Here is an 18,534-nt window from a genome sequence, read left to right on the forward strand (position 1 = left end):
TTTGCGACGATGTGCCCGCCCCGGTAAAGAGGGCTCTGCACCGGCACCCTATGGATGCCGCGATGCAGCAAGGCGCACATCCCTAGGAGACAACGGCAATGCAGCAGCACCAGCCCGGCAGCATGATGGATCGGCCCTTACTGGTTTCGGCCATCCTTGAGCATGGCGAGAACCAGTACGGCGATCAGCAGATCGTTTCGCGCGACACCGATGGCCGCCTGCACCGCTACCGCTTTGCCGACATGGCCCAGCGCGCCCGGCAGCTCGCCAATGCGCTGCAGGCACTGGGCCTGCGCCCCGGCAGCGTGGTGGGGTCGCTGGCCTGGAACAACCACCGCCACCTGGAGGCGTACTACGCCGTGTCGGGCAGCGGCATGGTCATGCACACCTGCAACCCGCGCCTGCACCCCGAGCAGCTGGCCTACATCGTCAACCACGCCGACGACGAGGTGGTGTTGTTCGACACCACCTTCGCGCCGCTGGTGCGCGCCATTGCGGCGTCGTGCCCCCGCGTGCGGCACTGGGTGGCGCTGTGTGATGCCGACACGCTGGGCTCCATCGACCTGCAAAGCGTCAGTGGGGTCGAGGCGTACGAGACGCTGGTAGCCAGCCAGAACGACCGCTTCACGTGGCCCGTGTCCGATGAAAAGGCCGGCGCGGCGCTGTGCTACACGTCGGGCACCACCGGCAACCCCAAGGGCGTGCTGTATTCGCACCGGGCGCTCGTGCTCAGCGCCCTGTCGGCCTGCATGCCGGGTGTGCTCAGCATCAGCGCGCGGGAGACCATCCTGCCCGTGGTGCCCATGTTCCACATCAACGCCTGGTGCCTGCCCTATGCGGCGCTGATCGGCGGCGCCAAGCTGGTGTTGCCCGGCCCGCGCCTGGATGCGGCCAGCCTGTACGAGCTGATGGAGACCGAGCGCGTCACCGTCAGCGCGGGTGTGCCCACCATCTGGATGGGCCTGATCCAGCATGTGGAGCAGCACCAGTTGCGCTTTAGCACCATGCGGCGCACGGGTGTGGGTGGCTCGGCCATGCCCAAGGCGCTGATCGCCAAGTTCAACGACGTGTACGACGTGGAGGTGCGCCATGGCTGGGGCATGACCGAGACCACGGCCATTGCCACCATGAGCGTGCTGGGCGCGGGTGATGCCGAGCTGCCGCCCGAGGACCGCCACGCGTTGGTCGCCAAGCAGGGCAAATCGGTGTTCGGCATCGAGCTCAAGCTGGTGGATGAAAACGGCGCCAGCCTGCCGCGCGACGGCGTGGCGCAGGGCGAGCTGATGGTGCGCGGCCAGTGGATCGTGGACCGGTACCACAAGGCCGAGCGTTCGGCGCTGGTGGATGGCTGGTTCCACACGGGCGACATCGCCACCATCAACCCGCAGGGCGTGGTGCAGATCCGCGACCGCACCAAGGACGTGATCAAGTCGGGCGGCGAGTGGATCAGCTCCATCGACCTGGAGAACGCCGCCGTGGCGCACCCGGCGGTGGCCATGGCGGCGGTCATCGGCGTCAAGCACCCCAAGTGGGACGAGCGCCCGCTGCTCTTCATCGTGCGCAAGCCCGGCCAGTCGCTGGACAAGGCGCAGATCCTGGACTTCCTCGCAGAGCGGGTTGCCAAGTGGTGGCTGCCCGACGACGTGCTGTTTGTCGAAAGCCTGCCGCTGGGCGGCACCGGCAAGGTCCAGAAGAACGAGCTGCGGCAGCGCCATGGCGCGGTGTTCGGTGGCGAATGACACCCCCGCGCGCTGACGGTTTTCGGTTTTGGCTTTCCTTTTGTTCGCACTCACCCACCCCACGGAGACACACATGAACATGGTTCCCAGGAAATGGCCACGCCATTGGTTGAAGGTCGGCGCATGCGCCGCAGCGCTGGTGATGGCGACGCACGCCGGGGCGGCCGAGACGGTGAAGATCGGCTTCATCGACCTGCTGTCCGGCCCGTTTGCGCTCACCGGCCAAAGCTCGCTGAACCAGCTGCGCGAGGTGGTGGCCCAGGTCAACGCCAAGGCCGGGCCTAACGAGCCCAAGTTCGAGGTGATGGACTTTGACAACAAGGGCACGCCGCAGGAGAGCCTGAACGCGCTGAAGGCCGCCACCGACCGGGGCGTGCGCTACATCACCCAGGGCGGCGGCTCGGGCGTGGCGCTGGCGCTGGTGGATGCGCTCAACAAGCTCGCCGAGCGCGACCCCGAGCGCGCGACCGTGTACCTGAACTACGCCGCCATGGACCCGCAGCTCACCAACGACCGCTGCAGCTTCTGGCACTTCCGCTTCTATCCATCGAGCGAGATGAAGATGGAGGCGCTGACCACCTACCTGCAAGGCCGCAAGGACGTGAAGCGCGTGTACCTGCTCAACCAGGACTACACCCATGGCCGCCAGGTCTCCAAGGCCGCCAAGGAATACCTGGCCCGCAAGCGGCCTGACATCGAGATCGTGGGCGATGACTTCATCCCCATCGCGCAGACGCGCGACTTCGCTTCGTACGTGGCCAAGATCGCGGCCGCCAAGGCCGACACGGTCATCACCTCCAACTGGGGCAGCGACCTCACGCTGCTGTTCAAGTCCTCGCGCGACTACGGCCTGAACATCAACTACTTCACGCTCAACGCCAACAACCCCGGCACGCCTGCGCAGATCGGGCCCTGGGGCGAGGGCAAGGTCGGTGTGATCTGGAACTGGGTGCACAACGCGCCCACCCCCGAGCTGGAAAAGATCTACGTGGACTACAAGAAGAAGACGGGCGACGACTTTGTGTTTGCGGCCCACTGGAACAGCATGCACATGCTGCGCGATGCCATGCGCAAGGCCCAGTCCACCGACCCCAAGAAGGTGGCCTTCGCGTTGGAAAACATGACCTACAAGAGCCCCATGGGCGAGGTGCGCATGCGCAAGACCGACCACCAGCTCGAAGCGCCGCTGTACCTGGGCATCTGGGCCAAGCAGGGCAGCAAGGGTGTGAAGTACGACGCCGAGAAGACCGGCTATGGCTTCCGCTCTGAAGTGGCCTGGGACAACTACATCAGCGCCCAGCCCACGTCCTGCCAGATGAAGCGGCCGTCCTGAGCGGACGCATGGCGGGTGGCGGGGACTGCCTTCAGTCCAGCCACCCCTTGGGCACCTTGTCCGCCTTCTTCTCCACCGGGTTGGCCAGCAGCGACTGCGCGGCGTACTGGCGCAGAAACTCCTTGGCCTTGTCGGGGCGTGCGGACAGCCAGGCGTCGTAGGCGCCCTCGTTCAGGATGGTGGGCATGTTCTTCTCGCTGCCCGGTGGGCCGTAGCGGTGCAGCAGCGCGTGGTTGTTGGCGTTCACCGTGAGCAGGCAGTAGCTCACGATCACCTCGCCGTCGGCGCCCTGCCAGCGCGCCCACAGGCCCGCCACGCCCAGGGGTTTGCCGTCCACGCGGGCGATGCGGGTGGGCACGGCCTTGCCGGTGCGCCAGTCGTCTTCAAAAAAGGCTGCCATGGGCACGATGCAGCGCTGGCCGTTCAGCCACGCATCGCGGAACGCGGTGCCGGTGGAGGCCAGGTCGGCCTTGGCGTGGGTCAGCTTGGGCGCGCGCAGCTTGGCGTCGGATGCGGACTTGACCCAGTGTGGCACCAGGCCCCATTGCGCGGGCACCAGCAGGCGCGTTGCCGGGGCGCTGCTCGCATCGTCCGCTGGCCCGGGCGGCGTCGCACCCAGGGCGGCAGCGCTGGTGGCGGGCACGATGCAGGCCCCGGGCTTGCGCGGGCGGAGGTGGCGTTCCAGTGGGGTGGGGGGCGGCTCCACCGCAAAGGCCTCTTGGTAGCGGTCGGCGGGGTGCAGGGTTTCGTAGTGGGTGGCCATGGGGCGATGGTAGCGGTTGGCGGCTGGGTTTGTGAATAAAAATCGGCGTTTCCGCGCATCCAGTAAAGGTTTTTAGCTATGAAAAATGTAGTTATCGACCTCCCCGCACTGCTACGGCCCTGATGTGCGTCAAGCCGCTTGTCGCCTGCGTTGTGACGGGGGCGGGCGCGGTTTTGACAATGGCCGCATGGACTTTGCACCTTCGCCCCTGGCCCGTGAACTGCATGAACGCCTGACCGCGTTCATGGACCGCTACCTGCTGCCTTACAACGCCGCCTGGCACGCGGCCGTGGCTGCGGGCGACTACCCGCCGCCGTTTGTCGAAGACCTCAAGGCGCTGGCGCGTGAGGAGGGTTTGTGGAACCTCTTCTTGCCCACGCTGCGCGAGGACGAGCCGGGCACGCGCCTGAACAACCTTGACTACGCGCCGCTGGCCGAGGCCATGGGTCGCCTGCCCTGGGCGGCCGAGGTGTTCAACTGCCAGGCGCCAGACACCGGCAACATCGAGCTGCTGCACCGCTTTGCCACACCCGCCCAGCGCACCCGCTGGCTGGTGCCGTTGCTGCACGGACAGCTGCGCTCGGCCTTTGCGATGAGCGAGCCCGATGTGGCCTCGTCCGACCCCACCAACTTGCAGACCACAGTGCGGCGCGAAGGCGATGGCCTGGTGCTCAGCGGCCGCAAGTGGTTCATCACCGGCGCGGCGCATCCGCACTGCCAGCTGCTCATCGTGCTGTGCCGCGACGCGGATGCCGAAGACGCCGACCAGACCGGCAGCCACCACCGCCACAGCATGGTGCTGGTGCCGGTGGACACGCCGGGCGTGCGGATCGTGCGCAACATCAGCGTGCTGCACCACCACGCGCCCGAGGGGCATTGCGAGATTCTGCTGCGCAGCGTGCGCGTGCCTGCCGACCACCTGCTGGGCGACTGGGGCGCGGGGTTTGCGATGGCGCAGGCGCGCCTGGGGCCCGGCCGCGTGCACCACTGCATGCGCACCATCGGCCAGTGCGAACTGGCGCTCTCCCTGGCCACCGAACGCGCGCTGGAGCGCACGGCCTTTGGCAAGCCGCTGGCCGAGCAGGCCAATGTGCAGGAATGGCTGGCCGAGTCGCGCATCGAGATCGACCAGGCGCGCCTGCTGGTGCTGCACGCTGCGTGGCTGCTGGACCAGGGCGATGCGGCTGACGCGCGCGCCGTGCGTGCCCAGGTCGCCGCCATCAAGGTGGTGGCCGCGCGCCTGCAGCAGCGGGTGGTGGACCGCGCCATGCAGGTCTTCGGCGCCATGGGCCTGTCGCCCGACACGCCGCTGGCGGCCTTCTGGACCTGGGGCCGCGCGCTGCGGCTGATGGACGGGCCCGACGAGGTGCACCTGCGCACCGTGGCGCGGCATGAGCTGGCGCAGGCGCGCGCAGGGCTGGGCGAATCGGCCGCCTGGTTCACCACGCCCGAGCAGCTGCGCGCGCCGCCGCACCTGAGCGCGTGACGGGCCCCGTGCGAGCAGTGGGCACTGCGCAGGCGGACAAGGTCGCCCCGTCCCACGCCCCACTTGGCAGTGCGGGGCGGCTTGGAGATACTGGCCACCTTGCTCCCATCCGGAAGAACCCACCATGCGCCAGCCTGTCCTTGCCCTGACCACGGCCCTGTTGTTGACCGGCGCGCTGGCCCCCGCGCAAGCCCAGGTGCAGAAGATGCGCCCCGGCCTCTGGGAGCACAGCGTGGTGATGAAAAGCCAGAGCGGCCAGATGGAGGCCGCCATGGCGCAGATGCAGAAGTCCATGGCCAGCATGACACCTGCGCAGCGCAAGCAGATGGAGCAGATGCTGGCGCAGCAGGGCGTGGCCATGGGCCCGGGGGGCAACACCAGTACGGTGAAGGTGTGCATCAGCCCCGAGCAGGCCGACCTGGACCGCATCCCCCCGCAGGAGGGCTGCACACAGACCGTGACCCGCACCGGGCCGAACGCCGTGGCCATGCGCTTCAGCTGCAAGGGCGCGCAGGGCCAGCCGCCCACCACGGGCGAGGGCACCATGACTTTCAACGGCCCCACGGCCTACACGGGCCAGTTCAAGGTCACGACCACCACCAACGGCAAGCCCGACCAGCTCGACATGGCGCAGACCGGCAAATGGCTGGCCGCCGACTGCGGCGCGCTCAAACCCGCGCGCTGAGCGGGCCTGCGCCAGCGGGCCGCTGCGGCCCGCTGGGCGCCACCACCCACCGGTTGCGGCCCAGGGCCTTGGCGGTGTAGAGCGCCTGGTCGGCGCGCTCCAGCGTGTGCACCACGGTGTCGCCCGGCAGATGCAGGGCCAGGCCTGCCGACACAGTCAGGCGCAGCGAGCCGGTGGCGTGGGGGATCTCCAGCGCCTCCACCGCCAGCCGCACGCGTTCGAGCAGCTCGCGTGCGTCGTCCAGCTGGGTGTCGCACAGCATCAGCACAAACTCCTCGCCGCCCCAGCGGGCCAGCACATCGGTGTCGCGCACATGGGCGCGCACGGTGCCCGCAAAGGCCTGCAGTGCGCGGTCACCGGTGGCATGGCCGTGCTGGTCGTTGATGGGCTTGAAGTGGTCGATGTCGAGCTGCACGAGCAGCATCGGGCGGCCGTTGCGCAGGCTGCGGCGGTGTTCCAGCTCCATCAGGTCGAGCATGGCGCGGCGGTTGATGAGCCCCGTCAACTCGTCGCGTGTGGCCAGCTCGCGGTTGATGTCCAGCGCCTGCGCCAGGGCCTCGCGCTGCTGTTGCAGCCGCGCGCGGATGCGGTGGATGCGCAGGTTCAGCGCCACACAGCCCCCAAGCACGATCACGACCATGAGGGCATAGGCCGTGTCGAGGTAGCCCGAGGCGTTGGCGCTCAGGCGCGAACTCACACCGATCGCGCAGCCAAAGGCCACCAGCGCATAGATGCCGATGCCGATCACCTCGGCCACCGTGAGGCCGAAGGTGCCAAAGAACAGGATCATGGCCAGCACGCTGGGCACCAGCCCGCGCGCCTCGCCCGCCAGCACATAGGCCACGGCGCCGCTGGTGATGGTCCAGGCCATCTGCGGCAGGGTGAGCGAGGGGTCGCGCAGAGCAAGCGTGGCGCCAGACCGGATGAAGGCCGTCATCACGGCCAGCCCGCCCACCGAGAGGGCGGCCCACCAGTGCACGGCAGTGGGGTTGAGGGCAGCGCTGGCATGCGCCACCAGCAGCATCACACCTGCGCTGGCGGCCATCAGCAGCAGGGCCAGCAGCGCCATCCCCACCAGCGTGCGCCGCCGGGGATCGGTGGAGAGGATCACGTCCCTGAGGCGCTGCCAGCGGGAAGGTGGGCGCAAGATGGGGGCTCCTGCCAGAGGGTGGGGCCAGGCGCGGGGCGCGGCCGATCGCGCATTTTAGGCCGCAGGGGGCTGCGCGTACATCCCTATAACAGTGTGAGCGCCGCCAGGGCCGCCAGTGGCGCGGTTTCGGCGCGCAGCACGCGGGCGCCCAGCGTGACGGGGGCAAAGCCGTGTTGCAGGGCCAGGTCTTCCTCGGCGCTGCTGAGCCCGCCTTCGGGGCCCGAGAGGAACAGCACCGGCCCGGCCGGGGCCGCCGCCTGCTGCAGCGGCAGGGTGCCCGCGCGCAGCGACAGCAGCAGGCGCTGCGCTGCCCCGGCCCCGTCGGGCGCAGCGGCCCCTGCCTGCGCGCGGGCCCAGCCCGCGAGGTCGATGGCATCGTGCACCACGGGCACGCGGTTGCGGCCACATTGTTCGCACGCCGCTACGGCCACGGCCTGCCAGTGGGCGATCTTCTTGTCGGCGCGCTCGCCCTTGAGCTTGAGCACGCTGCGCTCGGCCACCAGCGGGGTGATGCTGGCCACGCCCAGTTCGGTGGCTTTTTCCACGAGCCAGTCCATGCGCTCGTTGGCGGTGATGCCCGCGAGCAGGTGCACGGCGCGTGGCGCCTCACGCTCGGTGGCGTGGTGGGTGCCCACCTGCACCCACACGTCGCTGCGGCCCATCTTCTGCACGGTGGCGTCGAATTCGCCGCCCTCACCGTTGAAGAGCGTCAGCGCATCGCCGGGCTGCAGGCGCAGCACCTGCACATGGCGCGCGGCGCCGGGGGGCAGTGCAATTTCGGCACCCGTGGCCAGCGGAGCGGGGCAGTGGAAACGGGGCATTTGCTATGCTATTAATAGCTATCTGGGCAAGCTGGTCGCGCGCAGAGGGCTGTTTTTTCTTGAATTTCTGGTGGCTGGGCGGTAGTGCCTGCCTACATGCGGCCGTAGGCAAAGCCCACCACGGGCTCGGTGCCTTCAATCTGGTCGAGCATCTTGAGCAGCGGGCCCAGCTGGCGGTAGCGGTTGGCCGTGGCGCGGATGTAGGCCATGAACCGGGGCGCGTCGGCCAGGTACTTGGGCTTGCCGTCGCGCAGCGTCAGGCGCGCAAAGATGCCTGCGACCTTGAGGTGGCGCTGCAGGCCCATCCATTCCACCGCGCGGTAGAACTCGCCAAAGTCATCACCCCAGCCACTGGCGCTGGTGGCGCCCAGCAGCCCGGCCTTGCGCGCCTTCTCCCAGTAGCGCACGGTGATGTCGATGATGAATTCTTCTTCCCAGCTGATGAAGGCATCGCGCAGCAGGCTGGCGATGTCGTAGGTGATGGGGCCGTAGACCGCGTCCTGGAAGTCCAGCACGCCCAGGGGCGCGCCTGCTGCAACGGGCGCCATCAGGTTGCGGGTCATGAAGTCGCGGTGCACATAGACCTGGGGTGCGGCCAGGTTGTGCGCCACGATGGCGTCAAAGGCGCCTTGCAGCGTGGCCTGCTGTTGGTCGTCCAGCGTGACGGCGCGGTGCTTGGCGAGGTACCAGTCGGGGAACAGCGCCAGCTCGCGGCGCAACAGGGCCTCATCGTAGGCGGGCAGCACGCCGGGGGTAGAGGCTTTTTGCCAGTCCAGCAGCACATCGGTGGCCTGCTGGTACCAGGCGTAGGCGTCCTGGGGCTTTTCGGGGTTCAGCCGCTCGATCACGGTCTGGTGGCCCAGGTCGGACAGCAGCATGAAGCCGGTGGGTTCGTCAAACGCCAGGATCTGCGGCACATTCAGCCCGGCGGCGGCCATCAGGCCCTGCACCTGCACAAAGGGTTTGCAGTTTTCCTTGTCGGGCGGGGCGTCCATCACGATGCGGCTGGCGCCCGTGGCCGTGTCGATGCGCAGGTAGCGGCGGAAGCTCGCGTCGGCCGAGGCGGGGCGCAGCGTGGCGGGCAGCAGCTGCTGCCCGCCCACCAGCGGGGCCAGCCAGGCATCGAAGGCCGCTTTGCGGGCGGCGTCGGGCCAGGTCACGGGGGGCAGGGCGGTGGCGGCAGCGGCCGCGCCCAGGGGCGCACCGGCGGGTGATGGGGGGAAGGGGTGGCTCATGGATAATCCGATTTTAAAACCCGCTTTGGGCACGCATCCCCGCAGAGCCTGGGGCGGGCCTTCTTTCTTCTGCCACTGCCCGAACCACCCCACCACGTGCCACGCTGCCAGCCCCCCACCGTGCAGACCCCCCCTTCCCTCCGGTCCCGGCCCGCCACGTCACAGGCGGTGCGCCAGTGCGCCCCGGTGCCGCGCGCACTGGCCTATGGTGTGGCGCTGGCCTGCTGCAGCTGGCCGCTGGCGGCCCTGGCCCAGGGCCCGGCGCCCAGCGCCTGGGATGCCCCGCCTGCGCTGCGCACCTCGCCCCTGCTGCAAGAGAAGATCCCTGACGCCGTGCGCCCCCAGCTGCCCGTGTTTGTGAAGGGCGACCACATCAGCGGCCAGACCGACCTGAATGCGGTGATCGAGGGCAACGCCGAGTTGCGCCGGGGCGACACCGTGATCCATGCCGACCGGCTGGACTACAACGTGCCCGAAGACCTGGCCAAGGCCAACGGCAAGGTGCGCATCAACCGTGCGGGCAATGTGTACGAGGGCACGGCGCTGGAGCTGCGCGTGGACGCGTTCGAGGGCTTCTTCAGCGACGCGCGCTACAAGTTCCTGGCCACGCAGGCCCACGGCGACGCCACGCGCGTGGACTTCATCGACCGCTACCGGGCCGTGGTGCACAACGCCACCTACACCACCTGCGAGCGCGGCAACGAAGAGAGCTGGGAGCCCGACTGGGTGCTGCGCGCGGGCACGCTGCGCCTGGACAACGAGGAAGAAGTGGGCACGGCCGAGGATGCCGTGCTGGAGTTCAAGGGCGTCCCGGTGCTGCCCATCCCCTACATCACCTTCCCGCTGTCGGACAAGCGCAAATCGGGCCTGCTGCCGCCCACCATCGGCCTCGACAGCCGGGACGGCGTGGCCTACATCCAGCCCTATTACTGGAACATCGCCCCCAACCGTGACGCCACGCTGCGTGCCGCACTCATGACCAAGCGGGGCGCCAACCTGGGCGGCGAGTTTCGCTACCTGGAACCCACGTACTCAGGCCAGATCAGCGGGGATGTGATGCCCTCTGACCGCTTGCGGGACCGCATGCGCTGGAGCTTTTCAGGCCAGCACCAAGGCGCGTTTGACACCGGCATCGGTGGCCTGGGGCTGAACCTCAACATCAACCGCGTGAGCGACGACAACTACTGGCGCGACTTTGGCCGGGCCTCCGAGCCGCTGCGCCAGCGCCTGCTGCCCGGCGACGCTACGTTGTCCTGGGCGCGCAACGACATGAGCGCCCGGATCCGCACCCTGAAGTGGCAGACGCTGCAGGACGTGAACGCGCCCATCGTTCCGCCCTATGACCGCATGCCCCAGCTGCAGTGGCGTTATGCCCCGTCGCAACTGGGCGGCGGGCTGGATGCCAGCGTGGAGCTGGACACCACACGCTTCCAGGCCGCGCGCGCCCTCACGGGCCAGCCCAATGCCGACCGCAGCTATGCCATGGCGCAGATCAGCCGGCCGTTTCTTGCGCCTGGTGGGTTCATCACCCCGCGCCTGCAGCTGCATGCCACCACGTACCAGTTCGACAGCCCCTTGTCCAACGGCGACCGCTCGGCCAGCCGCACCCTGCCCACCTTCAGTCTGGACAGCGGCCTGGTATTCGAGCGTGATGCGGCCTACTTTGGCCGTACCTTCCTGCAAACGCTGGAGCCGCGCGCGTTCTACACCTACACGCCCTACCGTGACCAAAGCCGCCTGCCGGTGTACGACACGGCGGCCAACGACTTCAACTTTGCCACCATCTACACCGAAAACGCCTTTGGCGGCAACGACCGGCTGGCGGACAACAACCTGCTCACCTTGGGCGTGACCACGCGGCTGCTGGACCCGAACACGGGTGCCGAGGCCGCACGGTTCGGCATCGCCCAGCGCCTGCGTTTTTCGGACCAGAAGGTCACCCTGCCGGGCGTGGCACCGGTCAGCGAGCGCCTGTCCGACCTGCTGCTGGGCGCTGGCATCACCTGGACACCGCAGTGGGGTTTTGACTCCACCGTGCAGTACAACCCCAAGACCGGCCGCTCCATCCGCTCGACCATCGGCGCGCGCTACAGCCCTGGCAACTACCGCACCGTGAGTGCGGCCTACCGCCTGCAGCGCGGCACCAGCGAGCAGATCGACATCGGCTGGCAGTGGCCGCTCAACGACCTGTGGGGCGACAAGGGCAAGGACCTGGGCGCGGGCCGGGGCCAGGGCGGCGGGCGCTGGTACAGCGTGGGCCGCCTCAACTACAGCTTGCAGGACCGCAAGCTGGTGGACACCGTGGTGGGCTTTGAATACGACAGCTGCTGCTGGATTGGCCGCGTGGTGCTGGAGCGCTTGCAAAGCAGCGTGACCACGTCCAACACGCGCCTGCTGTTCCAGATCGAGTTTGTGGGATTCTCCCGTCTCAGCCTGGGCTCCAGCCCGCTGGAAACCTTCAAGAACAACGTGCCGCGCTACCAGAACCTGCGCGAGCAGGTCTCAACGCCCAGCCGTTTCAGCAACTACGACTAACGCCATGAATCACCGAGTTTTTGCACTGGCCCTCGCCACCCTGGCCTCCATGAGCCTGCAAGGCGCTGCGGCGCAGGGGCTGCGCCCGTCGGGGGCGTCGCCGTCCGGCAAGAGTGGCCTGTCCGCGCCCTCGGCGCGCCCCCCGGCCACACCGTCGATCACGCTGCCAGAGCCTGGTGTGGGCGCGGCGCCCCGCTCGGCCGATTTCATCGTGGCGGTGGTCAATTCCGAGCCCGTGACCAACTACGAAGTGCGTTCGCGTCTGGCCCGGGCCGAAGCCCAGCTGGCCAAGCAGGGCGGCGCCATGCCCCCGCGCGACCTGCTCGCGCGCGAGGTGCTGGAACGCATCATCCTGGAGAAGGTGCAGCTCCAGCAGGCGCGCGAATCCGGCATCAAGGTGGACGATGTGGCGGTGGCGCAGGCCGAACAGGGTGTGGCCCGCCAGAACGACATGACCGTGGAGCAGCTGTACGCGCGCCTGGCCCGCGACGGCATGAGCCGTGAACGCTTCCGCGAAGAACTGCGCAACCAGCTGCTGCAGCAGCGCCTGCGTGAACGCGAGGTGGAAGCACGGGTCAAGGTGTCCGACCTGGACGTGGACCAGTTCCTGCGTGAGGAACAGAAGGGCGCTGACCCTTCCGCCATGGAAATCAACCTGGGCCATGTGCTGGTGCTGGTGCCCGAGAACGCCAGCCCCGTGCAGGTGGCCGAGCGCCAGGCACGGGCCCAGCGCGCGGCCGACAAGGTGCGAGCCGGCGAAGACTTTGCCGCCGTGGCGCGCGAGTTTTCGGATGCGGCCGAGGGCCAGCGTGCGGGTGGGCTGCTGGGCCTGCGCCCGGCCGACCGGTACCCGGAGCTGTTCGTGAACTCCACACTCGGCCTGCCCGTGGGCTCCATCGTGGGCCCCGTGCGGTCCCCGGCGGGCTTCCACGTGCTCAAGGTGGTGGAGCGGGTCACGGCGGGCATGCCTGCCACGGTGGTGCAGAACCACGCCCGCCACATTCTGCTGCGCACTGGCCCCCAGTTGTCCGAGACCGCGGCGGTCGCCCGCCTGGCCGACTACCGCCGCCGCGTGCTTGCAGGCCAGGCCGACTTTGCGGCCCTGGCGCGTGAACATTCGCAAGACGGCAGCGCCAAGGACGGCGGCGATCTGGGCTGGGCCAACCCGGGCCGGTATGTGCCCGAGTTTGAGCAGGCACTGGACACCCTCAAGCCCGGTGAAGTCAGCGAGCCGCTGGTGTCGCGTTTTGGTGTGCACCTGGTCCAGCTGCTGGAGCGCCGCGAGGCCAAGCTGACCCAGCGCGAACAGCGCGATATGGCGCGTGGCACCGTGCGCGAGAAGAAACTCGACGAAGCCTATGCCACCTGGGCGCAGGAGCTGCGCGGCCGAGCCTACGTTGAATACCGCGATCCGCCTCAGTAAGCATCAGCAGCATTGGCAGCAGCTCACCCATCCCCCACTTCCGTGACAAGACAGGCAAGGCCGCGTTGAAACACATCCCCCGCAAGCGCTTCGGGCAGCATTTCCTGTCCGACCACGGCATCATTGATGGCATCGTGTCGGCCATTGCTCCGCAGCCGGGCCAGCCCATGGTCGAGATCGGCCCCGGCCTGGCCGCCCTCACCCAGCCCCTGGTGGAGCGCCTGGGGCGCCTCACCGTCATCGAGCTGGACCGCGACCTAGCACTGCGCCTGCGGCTGCATGGCCAGCTCGATGTGATCGAGTCCGACGTGCTCAAGGTGGACTTCACGGCGCTGGCGCAGGCGATGCGCGAGAAGGCCGCGCAGCCCGGCCTTCGATTGCGCGTGGTGGGCAACCTGCCCTACAACATCTCGACACCCATCCTGTTCCACCTGCTCGCGCATGTGCAGGTCATCGAAGACCAGCACTTCATGCTGCAAAAAGAGGTGATCGACCGCATGGTGGCCAGCCCCGCCACGGGCGACTACGGCCGCCTGTCGGTGATGCTGCAGTGGCGCTATGCGATGGAGAACGTGCTCTTCGTGCCGCCCGAGAGTTTCGACCCGCCCCCGCGCGTGGACAGCGCCGTGGTGCGCATGGTGCCCCACGCCGAGCCCGCGCCGCTGTCGGTGCCCGTGCTCGAAGAACTGGTGCAGGTCGCCTTCAGCCAGCGCCGCAAGCTGCTGCGCCACACCCTGGGCCGCTGGCTCGAAGCCCGCCAGTTCTCCGGCAACTTCGACACCCAACGTCGCGCCGAAGAAGTGCCCGTGGCCGAATACGTGGCGCTGGCGCAAGTTTGCTCTTAAATTGATAGCTGTTGGTGCTTGCTGGACGCGCGCAAGACACCATATTGGCCATGGGTATGGGGACGTATCGGGCGATGTTGCCCCCCGCCTGCGATGGGATGGCGTCGCGCTTGCAGCTTCGGCGCCTCATTTCTCCACTGCCAGTGGCAACTGGCACGGCCCAGGCCAGTGACACCGCGCAAGGGCCACCCCGCCGCGCTGGTGTCCTCCTCCTTCCCGAATTGCGTAGCAATTCGAGAGAAGGGGAAAGGCGCAAAGCGCCTCAGGGGGATGTGCCGAATTCAGGCGGCGCTGAGCCAGTAACCCGCATTGAACGGGCTGCTCATGCGCAACGCCATGGGCGACACGTCCACGAGCTTGTCGGTTGGCATCTTTTCGGCGGATTCTGCGGGGATCTCGATGCCCTTCACCTCTTGGGCATCCGTAGCCTCGTTCGCCCGTTCTGCTTGGCTGGTGGATGCAGAACGGGCTACAGAAAAGAATAGAAACACCGGAACGGGATCTTGCGATCGCCCCAGTAGTCGGCCGCATCGCGGAAGATGTCGAGCAGCTGCTCGCGCGCTTCCTTGTCGAACTTGGCCGTGGCGGGGATCTGTTCCAGCACCACGATGAACCCGGGCTGCGGGCCCGATTTGTGCAAGGGGTCCGTCATGCAGTCGTACAGCGCATCGAAGTTCTTGCCGAAGTGCGACGGAAAGGTGAACTGTGCTGCGATCAGGTCCAGCACATCCTGCTTGGACTGCGCGTGGGCCAGATTGGCGTACAAGAAATGGTGACCCATGGAGGTGGCCGCATCCTGCAAATCCTGCACGCGGAAGGCGCGAATGGATTGCACGATGTTGGTGCGCACGCCACGCAGTGGCGTTTCCAGGTCTTTACGAAGTGGCGTCTGCATCTCCGCTACTCTTTCTTTATAAAGTCCACAAACTTCTGGCTCTCCGCAGGGCTGCGGGATGCAGCCTACGGGTGGGGGATTCAAGGGGGCGCGCTGACCGCTGCCAGCGTATCTCTGGCCTGCGTGCAGCGCAACGGGGGTCACTCGACGATTTCGCGAAAACTGGCGTAGTGATCGCTGGTGTAGTAGCAGGCGTCCGGCGTCCGGGGTTGCTTGCCACCACACACGATGCGCCGGGCTCCCCGGTTGCGCGATCCTGGTGTTCTGACGGTGTACTCGCGGTAGTAGCCCCGCTTGTGGGCGGGCAACAGCCGCTCGCGGTTGCCGAAAACTGTTCCGTCCTTGTCATACGGAAAGGGCCCTCCTTCAAGGATCAGCGCATAAGTGGCGCGCCCTTGGGGCGGCAACTCGGCCAATGCGATGGGGGGGATGGCGCCGTCGGTGGACGGGGAGTTCCGTGCCTGCCCCACGACCGGAGACAACACGAACGCAACACCCAGAACACACAAAAACCCTGCTTTGCGCGCCCGGGTGGCTACAGCCTTCAACATCAACGAACCTTTCACACGACTTATGCAATTCGGGGACAGGCAGATCGCCTGTCCTCCAACAACGCGCTTCATGCCCCCTTGTTTGCATAAGTCCAGCGTCCAGAAACCTACGGGTTAACCCGAAATTTCGAGCCGCTAGTGTCGCTCAACGGCCCCCAAAAAGCAAGCGTCTGCACAAAGATTGGGCAGACGCTGAAGGGTTGTACAAGTGCATTAAGTTAGCACTTGCTACCGATTTATGGCTTATCTTGAAACGTTGGCGTCGGCCACCGTCAAGGCTGTCATATTGACAATCCGGCGCACCGTGGCGCTGGGTGTCAGGATGTGGACCGGCTTGGCTGCACCCAACAGCACGGGGCCAATCGCAATGCCGCCACCGGCTGCGGTCTTGAGCAGGTTGTAGGCAATGTTGGCGGCATCAATGTTGGGGAACACGAGCAGATTGGCATCGCCCGTGAGTTCACTGCTGGGCATGAGGGCCGCGCGCGCCTTGCCGTCCAGTGCCACATCGCCGTGCATTTCGCCGTCCACTTCCAGCCAGGGGGCCTGCTGGCGCAGCAGCTCCAGGGTCTGGCGCATCTTCACGGCGCTGGGGTGGTTGCTGGTGCCAAAGTTGGAGTGCGACAGCAGTGCCGCCTTGGGCTTGATGCCAAAGCGCATCATTTCCTCGGCCGCCAGGGCGGTGATCTCGGCCAGCTCCTGGGGCGTGGGGTCGTAGTTCACGTGGGTGTCTACCAGGAACACCTGGCGGCCGGGCAGCATCAGGCCGTTCATGCAGGCGTACACCGGCACGTCCTGGGCCGTGCTGTCGGCGCCGCCCGCGTGTTTGCCAATCACCTGGTCAATGTAGAGCAGGTGGTTGGCCGTGGTGCCCCAGGTGCCGCAGATCAGGCCGTCCACCTCGCCCTTGTGCAGCATCATCGCGCCGATCAGCGTGAGGCGGCGGCGCATCTCGATCTTGGCCACCTGCTGGGTGATGCCCTTGCGCTCCGTCATGCGGTGGTAGGTTTGCCAGAAGTCGTTGTAGCGGTGGTCGAAGTCGGTGTTGACCACGTCATAGTCCACGCCTTCCTTCAGGCGCAGGCCAAACTTTTCGATGCGCTGGGCAATGATGGCCGGACGGCCAATCAGCGTGGGGCGGGCCACACGCTCATCCACCACGATCTGCGCGGCGCGCAGCACGCGTTCTTCCTCACCCTCGGCGTAGGCCACACGCTTCTTGGCCGCATTGCGGGCCGCGTCGAAGATGGGCTTCATCGTCGTGCCCGAGGCATACACAAAGGTCTGCAGCCGGTCGCGGTACGCATCCATGTCGGTGATGGGGCGCTGCGCCACACCACTGTCCATGGCCGCCTGGGCCACGGCTGGGGCGATCTTCATCATCAGGCGTGGGTCGAACGGCTTGGGGATCAGGTATTCGGGGCCAAAGGTGAGCTTCTCGCCCACGTAGGCGGCTGCCACCACTTCGCTCTGCTCGGCCTGGGCCAGCTCGGCAATCGCGTGCACAGCGGCAATTTCCATCTCATCGGTGATGGTGGTGGCACCGCAGTCCAGTGCACCCCGGAAGATGTACGGGAAGCACAGGACGTTGTTCACCTGATTGGGGTAGTCCGAGCGGCCCGTGGCCATGATGATGTCGCTGCGCACGCTGTGTGCCAGCTCGGGCGTGATCTCGGGGTTGGGGTTGGCCAGCGCGAAGATCACTGGGCGCTCGGCCATGGTAGCCACCATTTCGGGCTTGAGCACGTTGCCTGCCGACAGGCCCAGGAACACGTCCGCGCCGACCATCACCTCGGCCAGCTTGCGCGCGTCGGTTTTCTGCATGAACTGGCGCTTGTCGTCGTCCATCAACTCTTCGCGGCCCTCATAGACCACACCGGCCAGGTCGGTGACGAACACGTTTTTGCGCTGAACGCCCACCTTGAGCAGCAGGTTCAGGCATGCCAGGGCCGCTGCGCCCGCGCCGCTGGTCACGAGCTTCACGTCCTCGATCTTCTTGTTGGCGACCTTGAGCGCGTTGACGATGGCGGCCGCCACCGTGATGGCCGTGCCGTGCTGGTCGTCGTGGAAGACCGGTATCTTCATGCGCTTGCGCAGCTCGCGCTCCACATAGAAGCAATCCGGGGCCTTGATGTCTTCGAGGTTGATGGCGCCGAAGGTCGGCTCCAGCGCGGCGATCACTTCCACCAGCTTGGCGGGGTCCTTTTCATCGATCTCGATGTCGAACACGTCCACACCGGCGAACTTCTTGAACAGAACGGCCTTGCCTTCCATCACCGGCTTGGAGGCCAGCGCGCCAATGTCGCCCAAGCCCAGCACCGCGGTGCCGTTGGAGATCACGGCCACCAGGTTGCCGCGCGAGGTGTAGCGGAAGGCGTTGGCCGGGTCCTTGACGATCTCTTCACAAGGGGCTGCCACACCGGGCGAGTAGGCCAGCGCGAGATCGTGCTGGTTGATCATCTGCTTGGTGGCAGCAATCGCCAGCTTGCCCGGCTTGGGAAACTCGTGGTATTCGAGAGCGGCACGGCGCAACTGGGCACGCTTGTCGGAATCGTTGTTGTTGTTCTGGGCCGTGGTGTTCTCGGGCATTCAGTGTCTCCAACTCAGGGGGTGAGGGGCCAAAACCGTACTCCAGCGGGTCTGCAGCAGGCTGTCAGCTTTGTAAGGGTCTGCGATTGTAGGGGGCGGGCCGTAAAAACCCTAGTAAGCGAATCTGCTTATGTGGGTGCAGGTGTTGTGACTTTTCTTGCGGCACCTGGGCACCTGGGCACCTGTTCCGGATCTCCCACGATGAAGGCATTGATCAATGCCGGCGTGTTGTATTTACGGATCACGATTTCCCGGGGAAATAAAGAGTGACAACAGAGGGGGCATTGGTTAAAACCCATGGTCTACAAATTGTTAATCCATTGAGGCCAGGGCTGTGAGTGCCCCAACGCGATACCTGCTGAACCCGCAGGAATGCTGAGTGCCCCTTTTTATGAAGAAACCAGAAAAGGCCACCACCTGGTGGCTCACGGGTCTGCCGGGCTCAGGAAAGACCACCCTCGCCCAGGCTCTGGCGCAGAGCTTG

At 66.9% G+C, this 18,534-nt stretch carries 16 protein-coding genes; 8 read left to right on the forward strand and 8 right to left on the reverse strand.

The annotated features are described in order from the left end of the window. The first annotated feature begins 98 nt into the window (after positions 1–98). A complete protein-coding gene (locus tag AvAM_RS04685) occupies positions 99–1,739 on the forward strand; it encodes a long-chain-fatty-acid--CoA ligase (RefSeq protein ID WP_137746000.1) in 1,641 nt (546 codons plus the stop codon). A gap of 73 nt (positions 1,740–1,812) precedes the next feature. After that, complete coding sequence (locus AvAM_RS04690; RefSeq protein WP_137746001.1) at positions 1,813–3,072, forward strand: branched-chain amino acid ABC transporter substrate-binding protein; 1,260 nt, start codon at positions 1,813–1,815, stop codon at positions 3,070–3,072. A gap of 31 nt (positions 3,073–3,103) precedes the next feature. Here AvAM_RS04690 and AvAM_RS04695 read toward each other — a convergent pair whose 3' ends face one another. Then, positions 3,104–3,835: an SOS response-associated peptidase gene (locus AvAM_RS04695; protein WP_137746002.1), complete on the reverse strand. Its 732-nt coding sequence runs from the start codon at positions 3,833–3,835 to the stop codon at positions 3,104–3,106. Positions 3,836–4,022: 187 nt separating this feature from the next. Here AvAM_RS04695 and AvAM_RS04700 point away from each other — a divergent pair, with 187 nt between their 5' ends. Continuing rightward, positions 4,023–5,321, forward strand: a complete 1,299-nt coding sequence (locus AvAM_RS04700; protein ID WP_137746003.1) for an acyl-CoA dehydrogenase family protein — start codon at positions 4,023–4,025, stop codon at positions 5,319–5,321. 124 nt (positions 5,322–5,445) lie between these two features. Continuing rightward, entirely contained in the window at positions 5,446–6,006 is a 561-nt protein-coding gene (locus AvAM_RS04705) for a DUF3617 domain-containing protein (RefSeq protein ID WP_137746004.1), read from the forward strand. On the opposite strand, the gene AvAM_RS04710 is transcribed toward AvAM_RS04705, so the two are convergent. From AvAM_RS04710 to AvAM_RS04720, 3 genes are all read right to left on the reverse strand, one after another. After that, positions 5,990–7,153, reverse strand: a complete 1,164-nt coding sequence (locus tag AvAM_RS04710) for a diguanylate cyclase (protein ID WP_249367941.1) — start codon at positions 7,151–7,153, stop codon at positions 5,990–5,992. The genes AvAM_RS04705 and AvAM_RS04710 overlap by 17 nt on opposite strands. A gap of 86 nt (positions 7,154–7,239) precedes the next feature. Continuing rightward, positions 7,240–7,977, reverse strand: a complete 738-nt coding sequence (locus tag AvAM_RS04715) for a 16S rRNA (uracil(1498)-N(3))-methyltransferase (RefSeq protein ID WP_137746005.1) — start codon at positions 7,975–7,977, stop codon at positions 7,240–7,242. Positions 7,978–8,069: 92 nt separating this feature from the next. Then, entirely contained in the window at positions 8,070–9,212 is a 1,143-nt protein-coding gene (locus tag AvAM_RS04720; protein WP_137746006.1) for an aminoglycoside phosphotransferase family protein, read from the reverse strand. 120 nt (positions 9,213–9,332) lie between these two features. Here AvAM_RS04720 and AvAM_RS04725 point away from each other — a divergent pair, with 120 nt between their 5' ends. The 3 genes from AvAM_RS04725 (at position 9,333) to rsmA (ending at position 14,015) form a co-directional block, all read left to right on the forward strand. Continuing rightward, positions 9,333–11,747, forward strand: coding sequence for an LPS-assembly protein LptD (locus tag AvAM_RS04725; RefSeq protein ID WP_375708138.1), 2,415 nt, complete (start codon positions 9,333–9,335; stop codon positions 11,745–11,747). Positions 11,748–11,751: 4 nt separating this feature from the next. Then, positions 11,752–13,170, forward strand: a complete 1,419-nt coding sequence (locus AvAM_RS04730; protein ID WP_137746007.1) for a peptidylprolyl isomerase — start codon at positions 11,752–11,754, stop codon at positions 13,168–13,170. Between the two features lie 65 nt (positions 13,171–13,235). Continuing rightward, on the forward strand, positions 13,236–14,015 hold the full coding sequence (gene rsmA / locus AvAM_RS04735; RefSeq protein WP_137746008.1) for a 16S rRNA (adenine(1518)-N(6)/adenine(1519)-N(6))-dimethyltransferase RsmA: 780 nt from the start codon (positions 13,236–13,238) through the stop codon (positions 14,013–14,015). Positions 14,016–14,296: 281 nt separating this feature from the next. Here rsmA and AvAM_RS26010 read toward each other — a convergent pair whose 3' ends face one another. From AvAM_RS26010 to AvAM_RS04750, 4 genes are all read right to left on the reverse strand, one after another. After that, positions 14,297–14,425, reverse strand: coding sequence for a hypothetical protein (locus tag AvAM_RS26010; protein ID WP_283202033.1), 129 nt, complete (start codon positions 14,423–14,425; stop codon positions 14,297–14,299). 59 nt (positions 14,426–14,484) lie between these two features. Next, complete coding sequence (locus AvAM_RS04740) at positions 14,485–14,910, reverse strand: barstar family protein (protein ID WP_063461487.1); 426 nt, start codon at positions 14,908–14,910, stop codon at positions 14,485–14,487. 140 nt (positions 14,911–15,050) lie between these two features. Continuing rightward, positions 15,051–15,461, reverse strand: a complete 411-nt coding sequence (locus AvAM_RS04745; protein ID WP_137746009.1) for a ribonuclease domain-containing protein — start codon at positions 15,459–15,461, stop codon at positions 15,051–15,053. A gap of 243 nt (positions 15,462–15,704) precedes the next feature. After that, positions 15,705–18,050, reverse strand: a complete 2,346-nt coding sequence (locus tag AvAM_RS04750) for an NADP-dependent malic enzyme (protein WP_137746010.1) — start codon at positions 18,048–18,050, stop codon at positions 15,705–15,707. A gap of 391 nt (positions 18,051–18,441) precedes the next feature. Between AvAM_RS04750 and AvAM_RS26120 the strand changes: the two genes are divergently transcribed. Further along, positions 18,442–18,534: adenylyl-sulfate kinase (locus AvAM_RS26120; RefSeq protein WP_137746011.1), on the forward strand; the 93-nt coding region annotated here is incomplete at its 3' end.

Origin of the sequence: Acidovorax sp. NB1 (assembly GCF_005405905.1) — a bacterium.
GTDB lineage: Bacteria > Pseudomonadota > Gammaproteobacteria > Burkholderiales > Burkholderiaceae_C > Acidovorax.

Coding starts and splice junctions, on each gene's coding strand:
- AvAM_RS04685 (WP_137746000.1), top strand. CDS start 99: ATGCAGCAGCACCAGCCCGGCAGCATGATGGATCGGCCCTTACTGGTT.
- AvAM_RS04690 (WP_137746001.1), top strand. CDS start 1,813: ATGAACATGGTTCCCAGGAAATGGCCACGCCATTGGTTGAAGGTCGGC.
- AvAM_RS04695 (WP_137746002.1), bottom strand. CDS start 3,835: ATGGCCACCCACTACGAAACCCTGCACCCCGCCGACCGCTACCAAGAG.
- AvAM_RS04700 (WP_137746003.1), top strand. CDS start 4,023: ATGGACTTTGCACCTTCGCCCCTGGCCCGTGAACTGCATGAACGCCTG.
- AvAM_RS04705 (WP_137746004.1), top strand. CDS start 5,446: ATGCGCCAGCCTGTCCTTGCCCTGACCACGGCCCTGTTGTTGACCGGC.
- AvAM_RS04715 (WP_137746005.1), bottom strand. CDS start 7,977: ATGCCCCGTTTCCACTGCCCCGCTCCGCTGGCCACGGGTGCCGAAATT.
- AvAM_RS04720 (WP_137746006.1), bottom strand. CDS start 9,212: ATGAGCCACCCCTTCCCCCCATCACCCGCCGGTGCGCCCCTGGGCGCG.
- AvAM_RS04730 (WP_137746007.1), top strand. CDS start 11,752: ATGAATCACCGAGTTTTTGCACTGGCCCTCGCCACCCTGGCCTCCATG.
- AvAM_RS04740 (WP_063461487.1), bottom strand. CDS start 14,910: ATGCAGACGCCACTTCGTAAAGACCTGGAAACGCCACTGCGTGGCGTG.
- AvAM_RS04745 (WP_137746009.1), bottom strand. CDS start 15,461: ATGTTGAAGGCTGTAGCCACCCGGGCGCGCAAAGCAGGGTTTTTGTGT.
- AvAM_RS04750 (WP_137746010.1), bottom strand. CDS start 18,050: ATGCCCGAGAACACCACGGCCCAGAACAACAACAACGATTCCGACAAG.